Annotated in this window: 20 protein-coding genes; 8 read left to right on the top strand and 12 right to left on the bottom strand. The window is 44.5% G+C overall.

The features are described 5' to 3' along the window. Positions 1-20 precede the first annotated feature (20 nt). From HY064_06500 to HY064_06490, 3 genes are all read right to left on the bottom strand, one after another. Positions 21-368, bottom strand: coding sequence for a TM2 domain-containing protein (locus HY064_06500; GenBank protein MBI3510295.1), 348 nt, complete (start codon positions 366-368; stop codon positions 21-23). Between the two features lie 50 nt (positions 369-418). Beyond that, entirely contained in the window at positions 419-1,027 is a 609-nt protein-coding gene (locus HY064_06495; GenBank protein MBI3510294.1) for a hypothetical protein, read from the bottom strand. Positions 1,028-1,102: 75 nt separating this feature from the next. Next, positions 1,103-1,708, bottom strand: coding sequence for a superoxide dismutase (locus tag HY064_06490; protein ID MBI3510293.1), 606 nt, complete (start codon positions 1,706-1,708; stop codon positions 1,103-1,105). 128 nt (positions 1,709-1,836) lie between these two features. On the opposite strand from HY064_06490, the gene HY064_06485 reads away from it, so the two are divergent. Beyond that, entirely contained in the window at positions 1,837-2,115 is a 279-nt protein-coding gene (locus tag HY064_06485; protein MBI3510292.1) for a hypothetical protein, read from the top strand. A gap of 230 nt (positions 2,116-2,345) precedes the next feature. On the opposite strand, the gene HY064_06480 is transcribed toward HY064_06485, so the two are convergent. Further along, positions 2,346-3,977 carry a tetratricopeptide repeat protein gene (locus HY064_06480; protein ID MBI3510291.1) on the bottom strand — a complete coding sequence of 544 codons (1,632 nt, stop codon included), beginning with the start codon at positions 3,975-3,977 and terminating at the stop codon, positions 2,346-2,348. A gap of 127 nt (positions 3,978-4,104) precedes the next feature. After that, positions 4,105-4,623, bottom strand: coding sequence for an FKBP-type peptidyl-prolyl cis-trans isomerase (locus tag HY064_06475; GenBank protein ID MBI3510290.1), 519 nt, complete (start codon positions 4,621-4,623; stop codon positions 4,105-4,107). Positions 4,624-4,830: 207 nt separating this feature from the next. Between HY064_06475 and HY064_06470 the strand changes: the two genes are divergently transcribed. From HY064_06470 to HY064_06455, 4 genes are all read left to right on the top strand, one after another. Then, positions 4,831-5,988 (top strand): methionine aminotransferase, encoded by a 1,158-nt coding sequence (locus HY064_06470; protein ID MBI3510289.1) that lies wholly within the window; start codon positions 4,831-4,833, stop codon positions 5,986-5,988. A 15-nt stretch (positions 5,989-6,003) separates the two neighbouring features. Then, positions 6,004-7,020 carry a hypothetical protein gene (locus HY064_06465; protein MBI3510288.1) on the top strand — a complete coding sequence of 339 codons (1,017 nt, stop codon included), beginning with the start codon at positions 6,004-6,006 and terminating at the stop codon, positions 7,018-7,020. A 3-nt stretch (positions 7,021-7,023) separates the two neighbouring features. Then, entirely contained in the window at positions 7,024-8,088 is a 1,065-nt protein-coding gene (locus tag HY064_06460; GenBank protein MBI3510287.1) for a DUF1624 domain-containing protein, read from the top strand. Positions 8,089-8,372: 284 nt separating this feature from the next. Then, the gene (locus tag HY064_06455) at positions 8,373-9,296 is read left to right on the top strand and encodes a hypothetical protein (GenBank protein ID MBI3510286.1); all 924 of its coding nucleotides are present in this window, start codon (positions 8,373-8,375) and stop codon (positions 9,294-9,296) included. 99 nt (positions 9,297-9,395) lie between these two features. On the opposite strand, the gene HY064_06450 is transcribed toward HY064_06455, so the two are convergent. Then, positions 9,396-11,114, bottom strand: coding sequence for an adenosylcobalamin-dependent ribonucleoside-diphosphate reductase (locus HY064_06450; GenBank protein ID MBI3510285.1), 1,719 nt, complete (start codon positions 11,112-11,114; stop codon positions 9,396-9,398). Positions 11,115-11,262: 148 nt separating this feature from the next. Between HY064_06450 and HY064_06445 the strand changes: the two genes are divergently transcribed. Beyond that, entirely contained in the window at positions 11,263-12,144 is an 882-nt protein-coding gene (locus tag HY064_06445) for a nitrilase family protein (protein MBI3510284.1), read from the top strand. Between the two features lie 12 nt (positions 12,145-12,156). Here the strand turns inward: HY064_06445 and HY064_06440 are convergent, their stop codons facing one another. The 3 genes from HY064_06440 to HY064_06430 all read right to left on the bottom strand — a co-directional run bounded on the left by HY064_06440 (position 12,157) and on the right by HY064_06430 (position 14,953). Further along, positions 12,157-13,770 carry an Ig-like domain-containing protein gene (locus HY064_06440; protein MBI3510283.1) on the bottom strand — a complete coding sequence of 538 codons (1,614 nt, stop codon included), beginning with the start codon at positions 13,768-13,770 and terminating at the stop codon, positions 12,157-12,159. Then, positions 13,763-14,260 carry a GAF domain-containing protein gene (locus HY064_06435; protein MBI3510282.1) on the bottom strand — a complete coding sequence of 166 codons (498 nt, stop codon included), beginning with the start codon at positions 14,258-14,260 and terminating at the stop codon, positions 13,763-13,765. The genes HY064_06440 and HY064_06435 overlap by 8 nt, the downstream gene beginning before the upstream one ends. Positions 14,261-14,389: 129 nt before the next feature. Further along, positions 14,390-14,953: an aminoacyl-tRNA hydrolase gene (locus HY064_06430; protein ID MBI3510281.1), complete on the bottom strand. Its 564-nt coding sequence runs from the start codon at positions 14,951-14,953 to the stop codon at positions 14,390-14,392. Positions 14,954-15,056: 103 nt separating this feature from the next. On the opposite strand from HY064_06430, the gene HY064_06425 reads away from it, so the two are divergent. Next, positions 15,057-15,818 carry a T9SS type A sorting domain-containing protein gene (locus tag HY064_06425; GenBank protein MBI3510280.1) on the top strand — a complete coding sequence of 254 codons (762 nt, stop codon included), beginning with the start codon at positions 15,057-15,059 and terminating at the stop codon, positions 15,816-15,818. A gap of 106 nt (positions 15,819-15,924) precedes the next feature. Here HY064_06425 and HY064_06420 read toward each other — a convergent pair whose 3' ends face one another. Together HY064_06420 and HY064_06415 are read right to left on the bottom strand one after the other, a co-directional pair. Then, the gene (locus HY064_06420) at positions 15,925-16,617 is read right to left on the bottom strand and encodes a 50S ribosomal protein L25/general stress protein Ctc (protein MBI3510279.1); all 693 of its coding nucleotides are present in this window, start codon (positions 16,615-16,617) and stop codon (positions 15,925-15,927) included. 109 nt (positions 16,618-16,726) lie between these two features. Then, positions 16,727-17,659 (bottom strand): ribose-phosphate pyrophosphokinase, encoded by a 933-nt coding sequence (locus HY064_06415; protein ID MBI3510278.1) that lies wholly within the window; start codon positions 17,657-17,659, stop codon positions 16,727-16,729. A gap of 175 nt (positions 17,660-17,834) precedes the next feature. On the opposite strand from HY064_06415, the gene HY064_06410 reads away from it, so the two are divergent. Further along, complete coding sequence (locus tag HY064_06410; protein MBI3510277.1) at positions 17,835-18,479, top strand: hypothetical protein; 645 nt, start codon at positions 17,835-17,837, stop codon at positions 18,477-18,479. 38 nt (positions 18,480-18,517) lie between these two features. Here the strand turns inward: HY064_06410 and HY064_06405 are convergent, their stop codons facing one another. Further along, the gene (locus HY064_06405; GenBank protein MBI3510276.1) at positions 18,518-19,210 is read right to left on the bottom strand and encodes a hypothetical protein; all 693 of its coding nucleotides are present in this window, start codon (positions 19,208-19,210) and stop codon (positions 18,518-18,520) included. Positions 19,211-19,238: the final 28 nt, after the last annotated feature.

Genomic DNA, 19,238 nt, shown 5'->3' with positions numbered 1-19,238 from the left:
TCGAATTTCAAATCCCGGGCTCATTTCACCCACATAAAAAATTTCCCATTGTGCTCGAACGATTGAAGTGTTGCATCGTCGGCAGAAACGATCTCGATGAAATCGATCATGGAAATTATTCCCGCGCCCCCGAGCGTGAGCATGTACGCAACGGGCACCCACGGATCTGTTCCGAGATAAATGCGGTGAAGTCCGAGAACGCCGAATGGAACAGGGAATGCGAGAATGGCAGCAATAAGTTTTTTATTTTCTTTTATTGCGTGATGTGAAACAGCAGATGTGTCGCGGCGCAATTGAAATAAATCAGCAGAAGAAAAGTGTGTGATTTTTTTTTCGTTGAGCTGAAATTTTTTCTCAGCCGCGCTCACTTGAGCGTACCCGCAAAACAGAAAAAATAAAATAAAAAAGTAAAACTTCATTATTCTATGATAGGTTGCTTGTCTTTCGGTGTGAATAATCCGAACTGAAAATTAATTCCTCCTGTAAAAAAATACGGGAAGCCAAGAGCAGTTTCAATATTGATCCCGAAATATTTTGCAAAATTGCAGCGCAAACCGAGGACGCCCTGCGGCCAAACCATATCGATGAAATGAGAAAATTTCGCGAGTTGTGTAAAATGTTCGATGTTCGTGCTGATCCCCCAGTAAGAATAACCGATCCGCAAACCGATGTAGGGATCGAAATAATTATTGTGCCCGAAATGATAGAGCGTGCGGAACCCGATATTATTTCTCGTGATCGAACAGTTGAAGGTCCCCGATAAACTGTAACCAGCGATCGTGTCGGTGTAAACGGTCCATGATGCTTTTGCCGTTTGTGTGAAATATGCAATGCCGAGACTGAGATGATCGATGATCGCGTAGTCGATAGTTCCCTGTACGCCGGGACCGACTTTTGTAGAAAGCCCATTTATATCAGGAATTTTTTTCAGCCCGAAACGCATGGCCGCTCCTACTCCGCTGAATGCAACATTGCCGCATCCGGCTATCTGTCCTTTTTTATTCTGCGCGCCTGCCTGTATTCCCATGACAGAAACACAAAACAAAACAAGTAAAAACAAATAGGAACTACGTTTCAAATTTTTTTATAAAAAATATTTCTGCTACGCATTCTTTAAACGCATTGCTACTTCATCCCAATTGATCACGTTCCAGAATGCAGCAATATAATCGGGACGGCGATTCTGATAATTGAGATAGTATGCATGTTCCCACACATCGAGCCCGAGAACAGGAGTGCCTTTCACATCGGCCACATCCATCAGCGGATTATCCTGGTTAGGTGTAGAACAGATGGCGAGTTTTTTATCGGCACCCACAATGAGCCATGCCCAGCCCGAACCGAAACGCGTAGCTCCGGCATTCGCAAATTGTGTTTTGAACGTATCGAAATTTCCGAACGCGCCATTTATGGCTGCAGCAAGATCTCCGGCGGGAGCGCCGCCGCCGTTGGGCTTCATGATCTGCCAGAACATGGAGTGATTGAAATGTCCGCCGCCGTTATTGCGCACGGGCGCAGGATATTTTGAAATGGCTTTACAGATCTGTTCAATGCTCATTTTTTCGGCATCGCTTCCTGCAATGGCGTTATTGAGATTGGTGACATACGCCTGGTGATGTTTGGTATGATGGATCTCCATGGTGCGTGCGTCAATGTGCGGCTCGAGTGCGCCGTATGCATAGGGAAGTTTTGGTAATTCGAAGGCCATAGTTTTAATTTTTAGAAATGAATTTTTAGTTAGCGGGTATCAAATATAAGAAATGCAGCAGCGCGGATTTTGTACTGTTCATTTCTTCTTTTTATTTAATTTAGCCGCCGTAACCTAAACCTGAACAAATGAAAACGATCTATTCACTCGGCGTCGCATTTATGCTCTCCATTGCATTCGTTGCATGCGGTCCTTCCGAAGCTGAAAAAAAAGCAGACTCGATAAAAACGGACAGCGTTAAAAAAGATATGAATAACGAAGCCGATTCTACGATAGCAGCAATGAATAAAATGAATGAAGATAACAAGCGCATGCAGATGCAGGCCGATTCGACACGCAGGGCTGATTCTGCCCGTAAAGCCGATTCCGCAATGAAGGCGCCCAAAGGCAAAGGGAAGAAAAAATAATTTTCTCCTGCAAAGAAAAAAGCGATCGTGATGGTCGCTTTTTTTATTCCACAGATTTCTCATTGGTCTTTTGAAGTGATGGTGTGATTTTCCCAGCCCCGATGGAAGCGCTTTGCCGCGCAATAGCGACAGCGGGAAAGCAGGAAATAAAAAGTGATGCCGGTGCGCTCCAAAAAAATAAAAAGAAAAATTCCGGAATTTGTTATTTCTTTTTTTGTTTTTTTCTCCTGTTATTTTTTCACCGGGGCATTCGGAATTTTTTTCGGTGCGGGTGCGGGAGGTTTTGCCGGCGGGGCCTGTGCGCCTTTTTTCTGCAACACAATATTTTTATCAAACTCGAACTGGTATTCCGATTTATCGAACACATTCACCGCAAGTGAAAAATCGTCGTAACCACCGGATGAAACGTATAGCAGGTATTTTCCTGCAGCCACAGCAAGAATATATTTTCCGGAAACCGTATTGACCAATGAAGAATCGATGCGTTCTTTGGTAATTGCATTCTCGAGCACTACGTACGTTTCATCGCTAAGCGGTAGAGAATCAATTTTTGAAACGGTTCCGTGAATGACCGAGAGCCGCGCATCCACCGAATTGAAAACAACACGGTAAATATCGAGATCGCCGAATCCTTCGGGGCGCACAGCAGAAACATATCCGTCGCGGTGATTTTCCGCGAGCGTGAATTCCATATTGTCTTCGGGTGTGTTGATGGGGTAACCGATATTTTCTGCGGGGCCGAACGTGTGTGTGAGCGGATCATACTTCGATTTGAAAATATCGAAGCCGCCCATGTTCACATGTCCCTGCGAAGCGAAGTAGAGAATATTATTCTGTTCATCGAAAACGGGAAATGCTTCATCATATTTTGTATTCACATTTTCGCCGGCATTCATGGGCATTCCCCAGTCGCCGGTAGGAAGTTTTTTTATCACCCAGAGATCATTGCCGCCGAGCCCTCCTTTCCTGCTGCTGGAAATAATGATCATACTTCCGTCCTGCGTGATGCATCCTTCATATTCCACGTCTTCGGAATTCACCGGTTCATCGAACTCTGAAGGTTTCGGAAAAGATTTTCCTTTTCCCATCGAAGAATAATAAATATCACCAATGAAAATATCATTGTCGATGAAAAGGATCATATTTTTCCCGTCGGACGTTACGTCCACACATTCTTCATCGCCGGCGGTGTTGATGGCAGGGCCTATGCTTTTCGCTTTCTGCCACTGTCCCGCGTGCGGTTTTGAAAAATAAACATCTGCCGTGCTGTATCCGCCCCAGCTGCGTGCGCGCGATGTTCCGCCTTCCCGTCGCGAAGTGAAATAAAGTGTTCCTTCATCCTGCGTGATGAACGGATAATAATCCGGGAATTTTGAATTCACTTCTTTGCCGAGATTTTCAAATGTTACGTTGAGCGGATTTTTCACGAGGATCTTCGCACTTTGGCAATCTTCGATGTAGTGATCAATCTTCTCGTAATTTTTCGAAGAAACTGTGGCGCGATACGCGGTGAAATATTTTATGGCCTCATCGAATTCATAATGGTACATGTAAGCTTCGCCGAGAAGCAACTGCACATCTTCATAATCTTTTTTGTTATGGTAAGCACTCAACAGGTATGGAATTGCTTTTGAACGATCGTCATTCACATTCAGGTAGCAGTAACCGATGTAATAATTAATGCTGATGTCGGCAGAATTGGTCTTGTACATTTTCAGGAATCCGGCGAGCGCGCGGTTGTAATCTTTCATAGCAAGATAATCTTCCGGCGCGAGCGTGGTGTTAGTCTGCGCGGAGGAAAAAAAAGTGAAGCACAAAAAAACCGTAAGGAGAAAAAACCGGCAGCATAATTTCAGTTTCATTTTTTCCGGTGTAGGGGGAAAGAAAAAATAATTCTTTGGATAAAAAGGGGACAGATAAAATTAGGAAAATTCTCTATGCCGTCTCTGTTAGCTCATCAATGATGCGCCAATTGTAAATCGTAATTCATCAATGATGATGTCCGCCCGGGCCGTGAACGTGTCCGTGTTCCATTTCTTCATTTGAAGCTTCGCGTACATTCAGTACTTCGCCATTGAAATGCAATTCTTTTCCGGCGAGCGGGTGATTGAAATCCATGCGCACGTGCTGGAGCGCGACCTCAAGAATTTTTCCCCACATGCGATGGCCGTCTTCACTCATCATCGGAACATTTTTTCCGACAGCGATCATTTCTGTATCGAGTTTTCCGCTCTTGTCAAGAAAATTTTCTATTGGTAAATTGACGATATGATCGATCTGGTAAGTGCCATACCCGTTCTCTGCCGAGATTTTGAAATCAAATTTATCGCCGCTTTTTTTTCCGGAAAGATGCTGTTCGAATTCGGGCAATAATTGTCCGCCGCCGAAAAGAAATACAAATGGATCTTCTAAAGAAGTTTTTTCGATCGTGATCTCTGCTCCGCCGTCTTCACCGGGAACAGTAAGATGGTAATTCACAGAAACCACCTGTTTTTCTGAAATGGTCATTGGTTTTTCTATTAAGTTTCAAAGATAGTATTTACCAGGCAGCGGGCAGAATGCAGCAGGCAGTAGTACGAAATTCCGAATGCGTTCGGGTTTTCGTATTTCGTACTCTGAGCAAAGATACTTCTGCGGGTAAGTTTTTTTCTACCTTAGCAGCGCTCCCCTGAAAATCGGCCTTTTACCAATGAAATATTTTTACGAATAAATTTTATGCCCCAGTTTCCCGGCTCATTGAATTCCAAACTTCCGCGCACAGGCACCACCATTTTTACCGTGATGTCGAAACTTGCTGCAGAGCACAACGCGATCAATCTTTCCCAGGGATTTCCCGATTTCAATTGCCCTCCTGAATTAGTGGATCTTGTGAATGCGGCAATGAAAAAAGGATATAACCAGTATGCGCCTATGCCCGGTGTTCCTGTTCTGCGCGAACGCATCGCGGAAAAAACCAGTGAACTTTACGGAGCAACGTATGATCCCGATACTGAAATTACAGTTACAGCAGGCGCAACACAAGCGATCTACACGGCTATCACCGCGTGTGTACGCGAAGGAGATGAAGTGATCATTTTCGAACCGGCATACGATTGTTACCAGCCGGCGATAGAACTTAACGGCGGAAAAACAATTTACATGCAACTCACTGCGCCGGAATATTCCATCGACTGGAACGCAGTGAAGAAAGTGGTGAATCATCACACGCGAATGATCATCATCAACACTCCGCACAATCCTACCGGCGCCGTTTTAAAACCGGATGACATGAAGCAGTTGGAGAAACTGACGAAGAATACAGACATTATCATTCTTTCTGATGAAGTGTATGAACATATTCTCTTCGATGGAAATCTGCATGAGAGCATGGCGAAATATCCGAATCTTGCGAAACGTTCGCTGATCGTTTCTTCATTCGGAAAAACTTTTCACACCACGGGATGGAAGATCGGTTATTGCATCGGGCCGAAAGAACTGATGGCCGAATTCCGCAAGGTTCACCAGTTCCTTGTTTTCACCTGCAACAGCGCTATGCAGTACGGTATCGCAGAATTCCTGAAGAATAAAAAACATTATCTCGATCTCGGTAATTTTTACCAGAAGAAGCGCGATAAATTCAACAAGCTGATCAAAGGATCGAAATTCAAATTGACGCCAAGCCCGGGAACTTATTTCCAATTGCTGCAATACGACAAGATCACAAAAGAAAAAGATACGGACTACGCCGTGCGTTTGCTGAAAGAGAATGGAGTGGCCGCGATTCCTATTTCTGTTTTCTATCACAAGCCGGTTTATGACAATATGCTCCGTTTCTGCTTTGCGAAGAAAGATGATACGCTCGAGAAAGCTGCGGAGATTCTCAAGAAAATATAAAGTGTAAATTTGCCCATGCGAAATTTTCTCCTCAGGTTTTTTCTCTGCATTTCCATTCTCATTCCTGCCTCCGCTTTTGCGCAAACGAAAAAAAATGTAAAAGCAGATACCACCGCAATTGTTGCAGACACGCTTGCAAGTGAAGATGACGAAGCAACACACAAAGACACGGTGATGGTGGGAATTTATGTAACGTCGATCTACAGTCTCGGTTTCGCGCAGAATGATTTCGGCATCGATTACTGGGTGTGGTATATTTTCAAAGATTCTACACTCAAGCCGCTCGAGACAACGGAGATCGTGAATTCCGAAAGTGTGTCGCGCGATTTTGCAACTACGGAGCTGAAAGGAAATGTGTACTGGGCCACGCACAAATGTTCGGCGATGATCAAAAAGAACTGGGACATTCAGCGTTTCCCGCTCGACGGACAAACACTGGATGTGTTGCTCGAAGAAACGGATATGGATACTTCGCAATTAGTTTACATTGCCGATACCGCGAATTCTAAAATTGATAAATCGGTAGAACTCAACGGCTGGAAAATTTCCCATTTCAAATTAGTTCCTTCCATTTACACGTACAACACCACGTACGGCGATCCCACGCTGAAAGGAAACAGTTCCTACGCACGCCTGTCCATCAGTACGCGCATTGAGCGTGTGAGTAAAAATATTTTTCTGAAATTATTTCTCGGATTGTATGTGGCTTTTTTAATTGCGCTTTCTGTTTTCTTCCTCGATGGAAATGAGATCGGCGCACGAACGAGTCTCGCTGTCGGCGCGCTCTTTGCTTCTGTCGGCAATAAATACATCGTCGATTCTTCCTTGCCCGATCATTCTTCGTTTACGATCGTGGATAAATTACATGATGTAACGTTCGCACTTATTCTGCTGAGCATCGTGTTCAGTATTATTTCGAATGCGATACGCAAGAAGGAAGATCGTAATTACCGTTCGCAGATATTCGATATGGTTTGTTGCGGATTGTTATTAATTATTTATGGCGTTGCGCATTGGATCATTATCGGATAATATATGTCAACAAAGATTCTCGATCACATCCCAACAGATCATCTCAAACGATATCCTTCCATTGATATTTTTCGCGGCGTTGCCATTTTCACTATGCTGTGCGCAAATTCAGCGGCAGAAAGTTTAGCGGCGCCTCACAGTTATCTCATTCGCATTTACGGATCGTTCGCTGCTCCAATATTTGTTTTCCTCGCTGGATTCATGGTTGGCATCGGATCAAAAAAACATCCGCCACTTTATTTTCTGAAACGTGCGTTGGAAATTTTTGCAGTAGCTGCACTCATCGACTGGCTCATCTGGAGAATAGTTCCGTTCACCACGTTCGATGTTTTATATCTCACCGCATTCGGAATTCTTGTTAGCGCGATTCTTTTGAAAACAAATGTTGGTGTAAGAATTTTTTTTATGATCATCTGTTTTGCAATGGGACCAATTCTCCAGCACTTCGTTGGATATCGCACGGGCGTGAATGAACATTCGCTCGTCGATCCGGCATCCCCGCCGCTTCCAACAGGAATGATGTGGTGGTTCAAGAGCTGGCTCGTGGATGGATGGTTCCCTGTTTTTCCGTGGCTCGGATTCACCATGGCAGGATCGCTCGTCTATTCACATGGTGCTGTGTTCTCGAAAATGTGGAGAATATTTTTCCCTCTCGGAATTATTTCTTTTCTCGGTGGAATAACATGGATGTATTATCATCGTCCCGGCGACGAAGGGCGTGAAGGATACAGTGAATTATTTTATCCTGCAGGAATTCCATACTTGTGCGCTGCACTCGGTGCGATCATTATCGGAGTAACGATGATGCAGTTTTTCAAACCACGCTATGGATTGCAATTGCTCCGCTATCTCGGCTCTGCAAGTTTGTTCGTGTACATCGTTCACTCGGCCATCATTTCATTTGTGCTCGATGAATACTGCACGAATTATCCTACCAAACAATTTCTGATTCTCTATGTTTGTTTCGCACTGTTAATGATCACGCTCTGCGCGATACTTTTTGAACTGAAGAAGAGAAGCTGGTGGAAAAAACTCCCGTGGCCGTTACATTTTCTATTGGGAGGATAGTTCTCAAATGGGGTACGAACTGCGAACAATCCGCCGCGGCGGACGAAAGTACGAACCGCGAATTCTCTAAAAGGCCTCTGCGTAATCAACGAGAAACATTTCTGTGTAAATCTGTGAGATCAGTGTGACCTTTTTTTCAGGAGCAAGATTTGTAGCGTTTCAAAAAACCGTTCGTCCCGCTACGGCCTTCGACGGAGCTCGGCCATATCCGGAGCTAAATACGATCTGCATCACTTCAAAATAAGTTCTCGTATCCTTTCTTCCGCTCTGCGTTATAAGGTCAGATGCGGTTGATCTTCTTATTTATTTTATTTCCGGCAATCGTTTCCGCTCAGCAGAAAAAAAATCCTTACCAGGATCTCAGCGATTTCATTTACGCAAATCTGCGTCTGTACAATTGTTCCTGCTACTGGCAGGGTGCTACACTCACTAAGGAAACGGTGAGAGAAAATCATATCAGATCGGTTACAATCAATGATGATTCTTTTTATTGCTGGAAAAGAATCTGGTTCGATACAAACGGGAGAATTTCAAAAATGCATAAGAGTGACGATATCTACTATTATTACGATTCAACATTATTACGAAATGGAATTGTGCGGTTGCAAAGTGTGGTCATTTACACCAAGCCATCCGAAATGCTGAATCCGGAACCGGTAGATTCTACATCGTTTGAATACGATCAATTCGGAAATTTGCAGCGAAATATTTCTTACGATCTGCCGGGAACAGACAAATCTGAAGCGAGATATTATTATTCGACTCTCCACAAGATCCAAACCGTTACTATAATTGAGACAACATCAGGTTGGATTAATAGTACAGACACTTCGAGCTACTCACTGAACACGCGCACAAGAGTTATAGCTTTCTCTATGAATTGTTGTCCGTATGGAAACTGGAATGCGAAATTGTGCAGATCGAATGATCATCCTCATGCCGACACTGCCAGGTATTTCGAGGAGGATTTTGATGTTCTCGATACAATTCCAGATATAAAATTCATCGATGGCAAAAATCTTCCGCAATACTATCGGCTGCTACGGGACACCTTCGGAAGAATAATCTTCGTTCAGTGTTTACTTGAGCAGGAGTCGTGGAGTTTTGAGTATGATAAAGACGGATTGCCCGCATTTGTTATTTTCCGAACCGGATACGAAAGTGATGATTATTCGGTGAAGGAGAAATATGTGTACGAATATTATTAAAGCGAAAAAACAGTTCTAAAACTTTATGTTAATCCGATCTTATCAATTCGCATTTTAGCGGTTCGTATTTTCGGGATCTGTCCGTAGTTAGTACGCCCTTCAACTCACACAAACTTCACAACTCGTCCCCGCATTCATCACTTGTGGCTTGCATCCATCTCGGAAAACAGTGATCCCTTTCAATCTCATTTTCCAGGCGCGCATGTAAATTTCTGAAATGTCCCCGCGTGTTGCGTTATTCGGGAGATTGATCGTTTTCGAAACAGCATTATCCGTGTACTGCTGGAAGGCGGCCTGGTGGCGCAAATGCCATTCGGGCGCGATCGCGTGCGAAGTTTGAAGCAATGATTTTATTTCGCCGGGAAGAGCAGTATGTTCAATACTTCCTTCGGCCAGGATCGTGTTCATGGTTGTATTGGAATACAACCCTTTTGATTCAAGTAATTTTTTTCCCGTTTCATTTATTTCCAACAGCGTTTTCCCGCCCAGCACATGTTCCCTCCGGAAGGCAAGTGCAAAAAGCGGTTCGATAGATGGAGAAGTGTTCGCGATAACACCTATCGTTCCCGTAGGCGCGATCGCGGTACGCGTTGCGTTGCGCACAGGTGTACGCGAGGAAAAAATACTTCCGGCCCATCCCGGAAAATTTCCGCGCTCTTTTGCAAGAAGTTCAGATGCCCTTTCCGAAATTTCATTGATGAATTTCATTAACGAATTCCCGAGTGAAACCGCTTCTTCACTTGCGTAAGGAATTCCGAGCTTGATCAGCATTTCTGCCCAGCCCATTACACCCAGGCCGATCTTGCGGTTGCGTTTTACGGTTGATTCAATTTCAGGAAGAATGTAATTATTCTCTTCCACCACATTGTCGAGAAATCGCACGGCAGAAAAAATCGTTTTCTCCAGTGTATCATAATCGATGGCCGCAGAATTATTTTTCCGCATTACAAAAAGGGAAAGATTGACAGAGCCGAGATTACACGCTTCGTAAGGAAGCAGAGGAACTTCTCCGCATGGATTTGTACAATTGATAGCGCCCTGCTTTGGAGTCGGATTTGCACGTTCAATAGCATCTATGAAAATCATTCCCGGATCGCCGGTGGCCCATGCATTGTCAATTATTTTATTCCATAATTCTTTTGCAAAAATAGTTTTCGTCACAGCGCCGCTCCCGGGATGAACAAGATTCCACGATTCATTTTTTTCTACCGCACGAAGAAATGCATCGCCCGCCCCAACAGAAATATTGAAATTGCGCAACGCCAGCGGATCTTTCTTGAATGAAATAAATTCCTCAATGTCCGGATGATCGCAATTGAGAATTCCCATGTTTGCGCCACGGCGTTTTCCTCCCTGCTTGATGCGCTCGGTCGAGGCGTCGAATAATTCCATGAATGATAAAGGTCCGGAAGCAGTTCCTCCCGAATCGGGGAGAAAATCATTCTTCGGCCGGATCTTCGAAAAATTAAATCCTGTTCCGCCTCCGCTCTGGTGAATGAGCGCGGCATGTTTCAGCGTATCGAAAATTCCATTGAGCGAATCTTCCACCGGCAAAACGAAACATGCGCTCAGTTGCTGCTTTGGTGTTCCTGCATTCATCAGCGTAGGAGAATTCGGAAGAAAACGCAGTGAACTCATCAACTCATAAAATTCGTCCGCAACTTTTTTTTCATCGCCACCAAATTTTTTTTCCGATCGCGCCATAGCATTCGAAACACGACGGAATAACTGAACGGGATCTTCGCAAAGCATTCCTGCATTATCCCGCAACAGGTAACGGCTTTGCAAAACAGTCAGTGCATTGGGTGAGATATTCATTTGTTGGATTACTGGTAATACAGATTATGAAATTGCGAATCGATAATCTCCTGTAAAGTTACGGAGGTTATGACAAAACATCATCCCGCCTATTCGTATATTCGTACTTCGGATATTCGTCCCTGGTAGTCGGGACATTTCGTTCTCTATGAAAGATATTACCGTCACCACGATTCAATCGATGCTCCACTGGGAAGACCAGCAGGCCAACTTTATTATGTTTGAACGGCTGATGGAAAAGATCGGAGAGAAGACCGATCTCATTATTCTCCCGGAAATGTTCACGACTGGATTTTCCATGTCGCCGGAAAAACTGGCCGAACCTGTTGATGGAAAAACACTCGCGTGGATGCGTACGCAGGCGGCGAAGTACAACGCAGTGGTTACCGGAAGTTTCATTGCGGAAGAGAATGCCCGCCCGCCCGCCCGTGCCGCCCGCCCGGACGAGCCATTCGGACGGGGTACGGACGGGGATGACCCGGTCGGACAGGGAAAATATTACAACCTGCTTTTGTGGGTACGGCCCGACGGAAGTCTTGAAAAATATGCGAAACGTCATTTGTTCAGAATGGCAGGAGAAGACAAACATTACGAAGCAGGAAAAAATAAACTGATCGTAGAACTCAACGGTTGGAAAATTTGTCCGATGATCTGTTACGATCTGCGTTTCCCGGTGTGGAGCAGGAATCGCTGGACAAAAAACGGAAGAGACGTTGTTGCAGATTATGATGCGCTTATTTATGTTGCCAACTGGCCGGAAATGCGCGCGCAGGCATGGAAGACTTTACTCATGGCGCGCGCAATGGAAAATCAATGTTATGTTATCGGCGTGAACCGGATCGGCAACGATGGACATTTTATTTTTCACTCGGGCGATACCGCGATCATTGATTTCAAAGGAGCATACATGAAATATTCGGTGGTGAATAAAGAAGAGGTTACTTCAGTAAAACTTTCTGCGCAATTGCTGAATGAATTCCGGAAAAGTTTTCCTCTGGGATTGGATACTGATGAATTCAATATTCTTTAAGCGGGGAGTACTCTAGAATTTCCAGTCCACATCCAGGTCCCATCCCGATCTTATTTTCATTGCCGGCGCATAGTAAATCACTTTTTCCGGCTGCATCTTTTCCCGGTAATTTCCCGTATCCCATTTTCCATTTCCGTTCTCATCTTTTATCATGCGCAAATGATATTGCCCCGGGTTGAGATGCGAAAAAGAAACCGTGTCGCTGCTACTCAGTATTTTTTCGCGGACCACCGAATTCTTTTCATTCAATAATTGCAGAACAATTTTCCCTGAAGGCGCGCCGCTGAATTTTACGTGCAACGCCGAATAATAATCTTCCGACTGAATTTTAAAATTTGTTTTCACCGTGTCGTTCTTATGATCGAACCAGTCGGTGACCGCGCCGGGCTGAATGAAAATAGAATAGGAACTGTCGGGTAAAAATGAATTCTGAATTTCAATGTGATGTTTGTTCGCTGATAAAACAATTTCGGTATGAAGCGTGTCTTTCCCGTGCATGACGATGATGGATTTTTCGTTCAGGCTTTTTACAGGAACAGAGGAAGAGATGATTATTTTTTTCGCGGGATCGAATGACTGTCCGGAAATAATATTGAGCGAAAGACGTGTGGCCTGTGCAGTGCCTCCTCCTCTTGATCCGGAATTTTTGTTTGCGTTTTTCTTCTGAAAATGTACTACGGCATCATCAACTTTTGTTTCTCCGTTTTTTACATGAATGATCATGGAGTCGCGGTTCGTTTTATTCAGCCAGATGTCGATCGTATCGCCCGAAGGAGAATGCTCTTCAAAATATCCTTTTCTTTCCTCTGCAGTGAGATCCGTTTCAACTTTCGGATCGCTTATGGGCTGCGCGTAGATGAGTGTGATGTGTCCGTTGTCGGTGTGATCGAGTTTCAGTCTTTTCTGTGCGGGCGGCGATTCGAGAAACATTTTCATCAGGATGGTGTCAGCGTTTCCTGTTACATTCAATTGTTCATTCATGAACGCGATCCTTTCGTCGCTTACATCATAGAGGTAATCGGAATTTTTTTCATCGAGCGCGAAGATGCGGTAACTCCCCGCTTTCACATTGGTAACGAGAAAAGTTCCGTCGGCATTGGTCTTTGTAAAATAATACGGCCTCCGTTTGTAAGGCGCCGAATCATCACTCGAATTATAAAGCATCACGAGTACGTTCTTCTCGCCTTCAAGTGTGAGTGCATTCACGATCCTTCCTTTCACATGAAGTGAATCGATGACCGGGCCGGTGGAAAAAACGTAGCGGAAATTATCCAGCACATTATTCTCCGTGATGTCTTTTATGGAATTTCCGAAACAGATCGAATAGGTTGTGTTGGAATACAACGTATCGTGTATATCGATCACGATATCCTTCTTCCGGATCGTCACTTCGGGTTGCGTTTTCAAAGGAGGGGAAACGATGAGCTGGTTGGCGAGATCAGAAACCTGAACATATTCATTGAAGCGGATGACGATGCGTTTGCCCGTCACATTTGTAGCGGCGCTGTCGGGCATGTATTTCACCACCAGCGGAGGTTTCGTATCCTTCGGCCCTCCGCCCGGCGAAAGGATCTGCGCGCAGGAAGCGAGAAAAAGTAAAAGGAAGATCCAGTTTGAATTACGCATGTGCACGGCGGTGAAAATCGCTCAACAATCCTGCCACCTGCTCGAGAAATCGCTGATCAGTGTTGTTAAAATCATTTAATTGTTCGCTGTCCACATCAAGCACGGCGATCACATTTTTATTTTTTTCGAATACGGGAACCACGATTTCCGATCTCGAAGCGGAACTGCAGGCAATATGCCCGGGAAATTTTTCCACGTCTTCCACAATGATCGTTTGTTTTTTTTCCCACGCGCTCCCGCACACGCCCCTGCCCTTGTGTATTCGCGTGCATGCGACAGGCCCCTGGAAAGGCCCGAGCACGAGTTGATCTTCTTTCACAAAATAAATTCCCACCCATAAAAATCCGAAAGTTTCTTTGAGCGCCCCCATTACATTCGACACATTGGCGATGAGATCATTTTCTCCTTCGGTCAATGCAACAAGTTGCGGCAGGAGAGAATTGTATTTTTCTTCGCGGGTATTTCCGGTTATCAGAAGGGATTCAGACAAGAGTACGAATTTCGAACTGCACGAATATACGAATGGAAGATGGAAGATAGAGGAAGGCAGGCAGACTCGAAATCAGCAAATGAAAAGAGAATTATTTACCTTCTGAGAAACAAGTCCATCTTCCCAAAATTATTTCCCGTTGAAATTCGTCATCGTCAATCCAATTCCTATCGTTCCGAAAGCTTTGATCGCCTCGCAACATTTATCCAAACGTTCGTCCAGTAATTTTTTCTGCTCATCGCTCCATTTTCCCAAAACATACTCCACTTGTCTTCCTTTGGGAAATTCATTGCCAACGCCAAAACGTAAGCGCGCATATTCTCCTGACAGAAGTGTTTCTTCAATATGGGTCAAACCATTGTGTCCGCCGGCGCCGCCTTTTTGTTTGATGCGGATGGTTCCGAACGGAAGTGCAATATCGTCGGTGATAACGAGAATATTTTCCAATGAAATTTTTTCTGCCTGCATCCAATAGTGAACAGCTTTCCCGCTCAGGTTCATGAACGTGGTGGGCTTAATGAGAATGAAATTTCTTCCTTTGAATTTATAGGATGCAACGAAAGCATGGCGCTCGTACGTAAATTTCAGTTTCTCTTTTTCCGCAAAATGGTCGAGGATTGAAAATCCGATGTTGTGACGCGTACCGTAGTATTCGTCACCAATGTTTCCCAGGCCAATTATTAAATATTTCATGTTGGGCGAAATACGAAGCTACAAAGTACAGATGAAATATGAACAGGAAGAATTTCTCCTTATTATTTCCTAAATTGCTATTGGTAAACCAACCCCATTCAGAATGAAATATTTTTTTACCGGCATCCTGCTTGCATTAACTATCACTTCAAGTGCACAGTTGCAAAGTGGGATTTATGCAAGGCAACATCTCGCTTCGGCAAGCAAGCAGGGATACAACCAGGGTGGATGTTATTCCTGGGAATTAGGATTTGCCTCCAATCTTTTTCCGTACGTAACGGGAATGGATCTCTATCTGAAGATCGACAGTATTCCCGCGCCACCGAACACCGTTCAGATCTGGTGCATGCCAAATTATAATATGGTTTATGTAAATACCGGAGATTCACTGATCATTCCTGCCGGGACAAATGATATTTATTTTTATTACAACGCAACTACTACGGTTTATCTTTCACTCGAAGCGGTGGGCACCCCATTGATCTCCGGGGAATCTTATTTCTGCTATCATTCTGTGGAAGTAGCTGTTTTTGCAGATGGATGCAGTTCTATCTATAACGCATTTGCAGGCGGCGGAGGCCCGCTTGACAATAACAAAGGATGTACGGTTGATGGCCCGCTTTCCATTCATCAGAATTCTGCGCCAGATGTTCATGCGGTTTACCCGAATCCAAACAATGGGATTTTTTATCTTGATGGAAGCGGTCAGATCACCATTTACGATCTGCAGGGAAAAGCAATTATATCATTCGCCAAAAATGATGATTGCGAAATAGATCTTTCTTCGCTCTCAAGCGGAATTTATTGTCTTCGGTTTATCAATGAAAAAGAAATGATGAATACGATCCTGGAAATTCATCATTGACAGCTTAGCCACAATTTCCATTCAGTTCGTTTCATAAAAAAACCGCGGAGAAAATTCCCCACGGTTATTATCTGAAAGAAAAATCTGAATCCGCGTTAATCAGCGGCTATTTTTTCTTCGAGTCTCCGGCCGGTTTCTTCGCTTCTGCTCCTGCTGCCGGTGCCGCTGCGGCTCCCGCTGCCGGTGTTGCTGCGGCTCCTGCTGCCGGCGCTGCTGTTGTTGCAGCAACTGCAGGTTTCACTTCTTCTTCGACCACGTTACGCGTTACACGCACCGCAACGATCGTTGTGTTTTGTTTGTCGATAAAAGTGAGTCCGTCTATTTTCATGTCGCTCACGCGCACCGTATCGCCGATCTTCATATCGGCAACCTGGATGGTGATCGCTTGCGGCATTTTTTCAAGAGGGCCACTAATGGTGAGTTTGCGCATTTTGCGGAGAAGTCTTCCTCCATCGCGCACTCCGACAGCGTTTCCTTCGAACTTCACCGGAATATTCATCGTGACATTTTTGCCACCGAGAATTTCCAGGAAGTCAGCGTGGATAATACTGTCAGTAACGGGATGCATCTGCAGGTCTTTCAGAATTGCTTTGTGTGCTTGTCCGTCGATGTCGAGATCAACAGTTGCGGCGTCAGGAGTGTAAACGAGATGTTTGAATGCGCGTTCATCAACGGCAAACATCACCTGTTTTTCTCCACCGTAAAGCACACAAGGAACCATTCCTTTATTCCGCAGCGCTTTTGCATCTTTTTTCCCTACGTTCGCACGAAGCGAACCGCTCATAGCTACTGATTTCATGGTACTTGTTTTTTTTAGTTATTGGTTATTTGGTTTATTGTGTTGGTTGTACTACTGATTGAAAATCTTTTTTCCTGGTTCTGGAAATTTGGAATTTGTTTTTTTTTACTTACATGATAAAATGTGAACTGATCGATTCGTGCGTAATAACGCGGCGAAAAACATCGGCAAACATTCCGGCAACAGAAAGCACTTTTATTTTTTTACTTTCCTGTTTCAGCGGAATAGTATCGGTGACGATTAATTCTGAAATTCTTGATTTTTCAATGTTCTCGTAAGCTTTGCCCGACAACACCGCGTGCGTACACATAGCGCGCACACTCTTCGCGCCGCGCTCGAGCATCATGTCGGCTGCTTTGCATAGTGTTCCTCCGGTATCCACGAGATCATCAATGAGAATAATATCTTTTCCTTCCATTTCTCCAATGGCGGTAATGCTGTCCACTACATTCGCTTTCGACCGCTGCTTGTAACAGATCACGATATCACATTTCATATGTTTCGCATACGCATTCGCACGTTTGCTTCCGCCCATATCAGGCGCGGCCATCGCAATGTTGGTAAGATTCAGTTTCTGGATGTATGGAATGAAAAGCGTGGAAGCGTAAAGATGATCGACCGGCATATTGAAAAATCCCTGAATCTGGTCGGCGTGAAGATCCATCGTCATTACGCGATTCACGCCGGCAATCTGCAACATATCGGCCACTAATTTTGCACCGATAGCAACACGCGGCTGATCTTTCCTGTCTTGGCGCGCCCACCCGAAATACGGCATCACAGCGATGATCTCATTGGCAGAAGCGCGCTTTGCAGCATCAGCCATAAGCAGTAATTCAAATAAATTATCAGTCGGCGGATTTGTCGATTGCACGAGGAAAACCGTAGCACCACGAACTGTTTCTTCGAATGAAATCTGGAATTCTCCATCGGAAAAACGCTGCAGGGAAAGTTTTCCCAGCTGTTTATCATAAGCAGCCGCAGCTTTCTCCGCGAAATTACGCGAAGCCGAACCGGAGAATATTTTAATGTTATCTGCCATTGGTAAAATGACTTTTTCGAAGGGGTGCTGTTTTGTTATGCGCCATTTTTGTCCATCCTTCGTTGCATTTCTTGGCCGTAGTCGCTCCACTATGGCCTGCAAAATGCGCCTCGGCTGAACAAAAATGGCATCATAACAATTCCAAAAAATGAATTTTAAACAGCCTCTAACAAAAATGAAAAAAGGGGAAGAATTCGAAGAGCAAATCATGCGGCGGGCTGCAAAGAATCATCCGCTGAAAACGATGATCTGGTTTTTGATCGCCGGCATCAGCATGCTTTTTCTTACCCTCATCGCAATGTTCGGATTCAATCATCCTGCAACGGTTCTTGCCGGAAAACATTTTCCAAAGGCATTCATCATTTCCACCGCCATTATTATCCTCGGAAGTTTCACCATTGAATCAGCCTGGCGCGCATTTCGCCGCGACGACGGAAAAAAATTACTCGACTTCCTCCTGCTCTCGCTCGTGCTCGCTCTCGGGTTTGCCTGCGCGCAGGTGTACGGGTGGATGCAGATGTGGAATTCCGACATCACACTTTTCGGAGTGAGCGGAACAACTACTGAAATAAAAACTCCGGGCGGTGCATTCCTCTACATCATTTCAGGATTACATTTACTTCATCTTGCCGGCGGACTCATTTTTCTTTTCATGGAAATGTTCAAAGTCGTGCACGTGCGCGCTGATGATGTGCGAAGCGTTGTTTTTTTCTCCGATAAATTAGAAAAAGCAAGAATGGAAATGCTCTCAAAATACTGGCACTTCCTCGGCGGATTGTGGATCGTGATCTTTCTGTACTTCCTGTGGTTTTTTGTGTAAAGAAAAATAATAATTGGTGCAATTGTTATTCCTGCATTCTAGTAATTCACAAAATACGTAAGCAGCCCTACTGCGATCAATACAATTCCCGTTACTCTTTTTTCGTGATGTTCCATGTAATGGAAATTAAGATGCTTCACTCCTTTCATCCCGAGATAAACGAGTAACAACATTCCGCCTACCGTAACAAAAGTATAAACTGCCGAGACGATCCAGATTCCTGCCCAGCCCATGGTACTTGCTTTGAAATAGTAGGCTTCAATTTCTGCACAGGGCGTTAAAAACATTCCAAGACTCAGCGTAGAAAGCACCGCCCATTTTGTTTTTTTCTTTTTGACGACTGATAATTTTTTCAAATCAACGTGCTGCGCCGGTCTCTGAATGTGGTGATGCGGATGTTCTTCATGATGGAAATGATCGTGGTGATGATGGCCTTTGCCGGCAAGATCCAGAATGACATAAATAATTCCGAGTATAATTAAAATTGCCGGTGCTACAATTCCGGAAATAATTCCATAAGAAGAAGATAATTTATAACCGATCACACCGACGATGATCCCTATGAAAACCGTACTGAGCGTGTGTGCGAATCCTGAAATAACTGTGCCGCTCATCAATTCACGATGCGACCATTTCTCCGTTTTACCAATGGCGAGCAGCGGCAGCCAGTGATTGGGAATGGAAGCGTGAATGAGACTCAGGACTAAACTTGCGATGAAGATCTGCAGCATGAATTTTTAGGGGGAAAATTTTATTGTA

It is taken from the genome of Bacteroidota bacterium, from assembly GCA_016194975.1.
Taxonomy (GTDB): Bacteria; Bacteroidota; Bacteroidia; order Palsa-965; family Palsa-965.
This window is presented reverse-complemented; position numbering and strand designations above follow the sequence as displayed.

Coding starts and splice junctions, on each gene's coding strand:
- HY064_06495 (MBI3510294.1), bottom strand. CDS start 1,027: ATGGGAATACAGGCAGGCGCGCAGAATAAAAAAGGACAGATAGCCGGA.
- HY064_06490 (MBI3510293.1), bottom strand. CDS start 1,708: ATGGCCTTCGAATTACCAAAACTTCCCTATGCATACGGCGCACTCGAG.
- HY064_06485 (MBI3510292.1), top strand. CDS start 1,837: ATGAAAACGATCTATTCACTCGGCGTCGCATTTATGCTCTCCATTGCA.
- HY064_06480 (MBI3510291.1), bottom strand. CDS start 3,977: ATGAAACTGAAATTATGCTGCCGGTTTTTTCTCCTTACGGTTTTTTTG.
- HY064_06475 (MBI3510290.1), bottom strand. CDS start 4,623: ATGACCATTTCAGAAAAACAGGTGGTTTCTGTGAATTACCATCTTACT.
- HY064_06470 (MBI3510289.1), top strand. CDS start 4,831: ATGCCCCAGTTTCCCGGCTCATTGAATTCCAAACTTCCGCGCACAGGC.
- HY064_06465 (MBI3510288.1), top strand. CDS start 6,004: ATGCGAAATTTTCTCCTCAGGTTTTTTCTCTGCATTTCCATTCTCATT.
- HY064_06460 (MBI3510287.1), top strand. CDS start 7,024: ATGTCAACAAAGATTCTCGATCACATCCCAACAGATCATCTCAAACGA.
- HY064_06455 (MBI3510286.1), top strand. CDS start 8,373: ATGCGGTTGATCTTCTTATTTATTTTATTTCCGGCAATCGTTTCCGCT.
- HY064_06450 (MBI3510285.1), bottom strand. CDS start 11,114: ATGAATATCTCACCCAATGCACTGACTGTTTTGCAAAGCCGTTACCTG.
- HY064_06445 (MBI3510284.1), top strand. CDS start 11,263: ATGAAAGATATTACCGTCACCACGATTCAATCGATGCTCCACTGGGAA.
- HY064_06440 (MBI3510283.1), bottom strand. CDS start 13,770: ATGCGTAATTCAAACTGGATCTTCCTTTTACTTTTTCTCGCTTCCTGC.
- HY064_06430 (MBI3510281.1), bottom strand. CDS start 14,953: ATGAAATATTTAATAATTGGCCTGGGAAACATTGGTGACGAATACTAC.
- HY064_06425 (MBI3510280.1), top strand. CDS start 15,057: ATGAAATATTTTTTTACCGGCATCCTGCTTGCATTAACTATCACTTCA.
- HY064_06420 (MBI3510279.1), bottom strand. CDS start 16,617: ATGAAATCAGTAGCTATGAGCGGTTCGCTTCGTGCGAACGTAGGGAAA.
- HY064_06415 (MBI3510278.1), bottom strand. CDS start 17,659: ATGGCAGATAACATTAAAATATTCTCCGGTTCGGCTTCGCGTAATTTC.
- HY064_06410 (MBI3510277.1), top strand. CDS start 17,835: ATGAAAAAAGGGGAAGAATTCGAAGAGCAAATCATGCGGCGGGCTGCA.
- HY064_06405 (MBI3510276.1), bottom strand. CDS start 19,210: ATGCTGCAGATCTTCATCGCAAGTTTAGTCCTGAGTCTCATTCACGCT.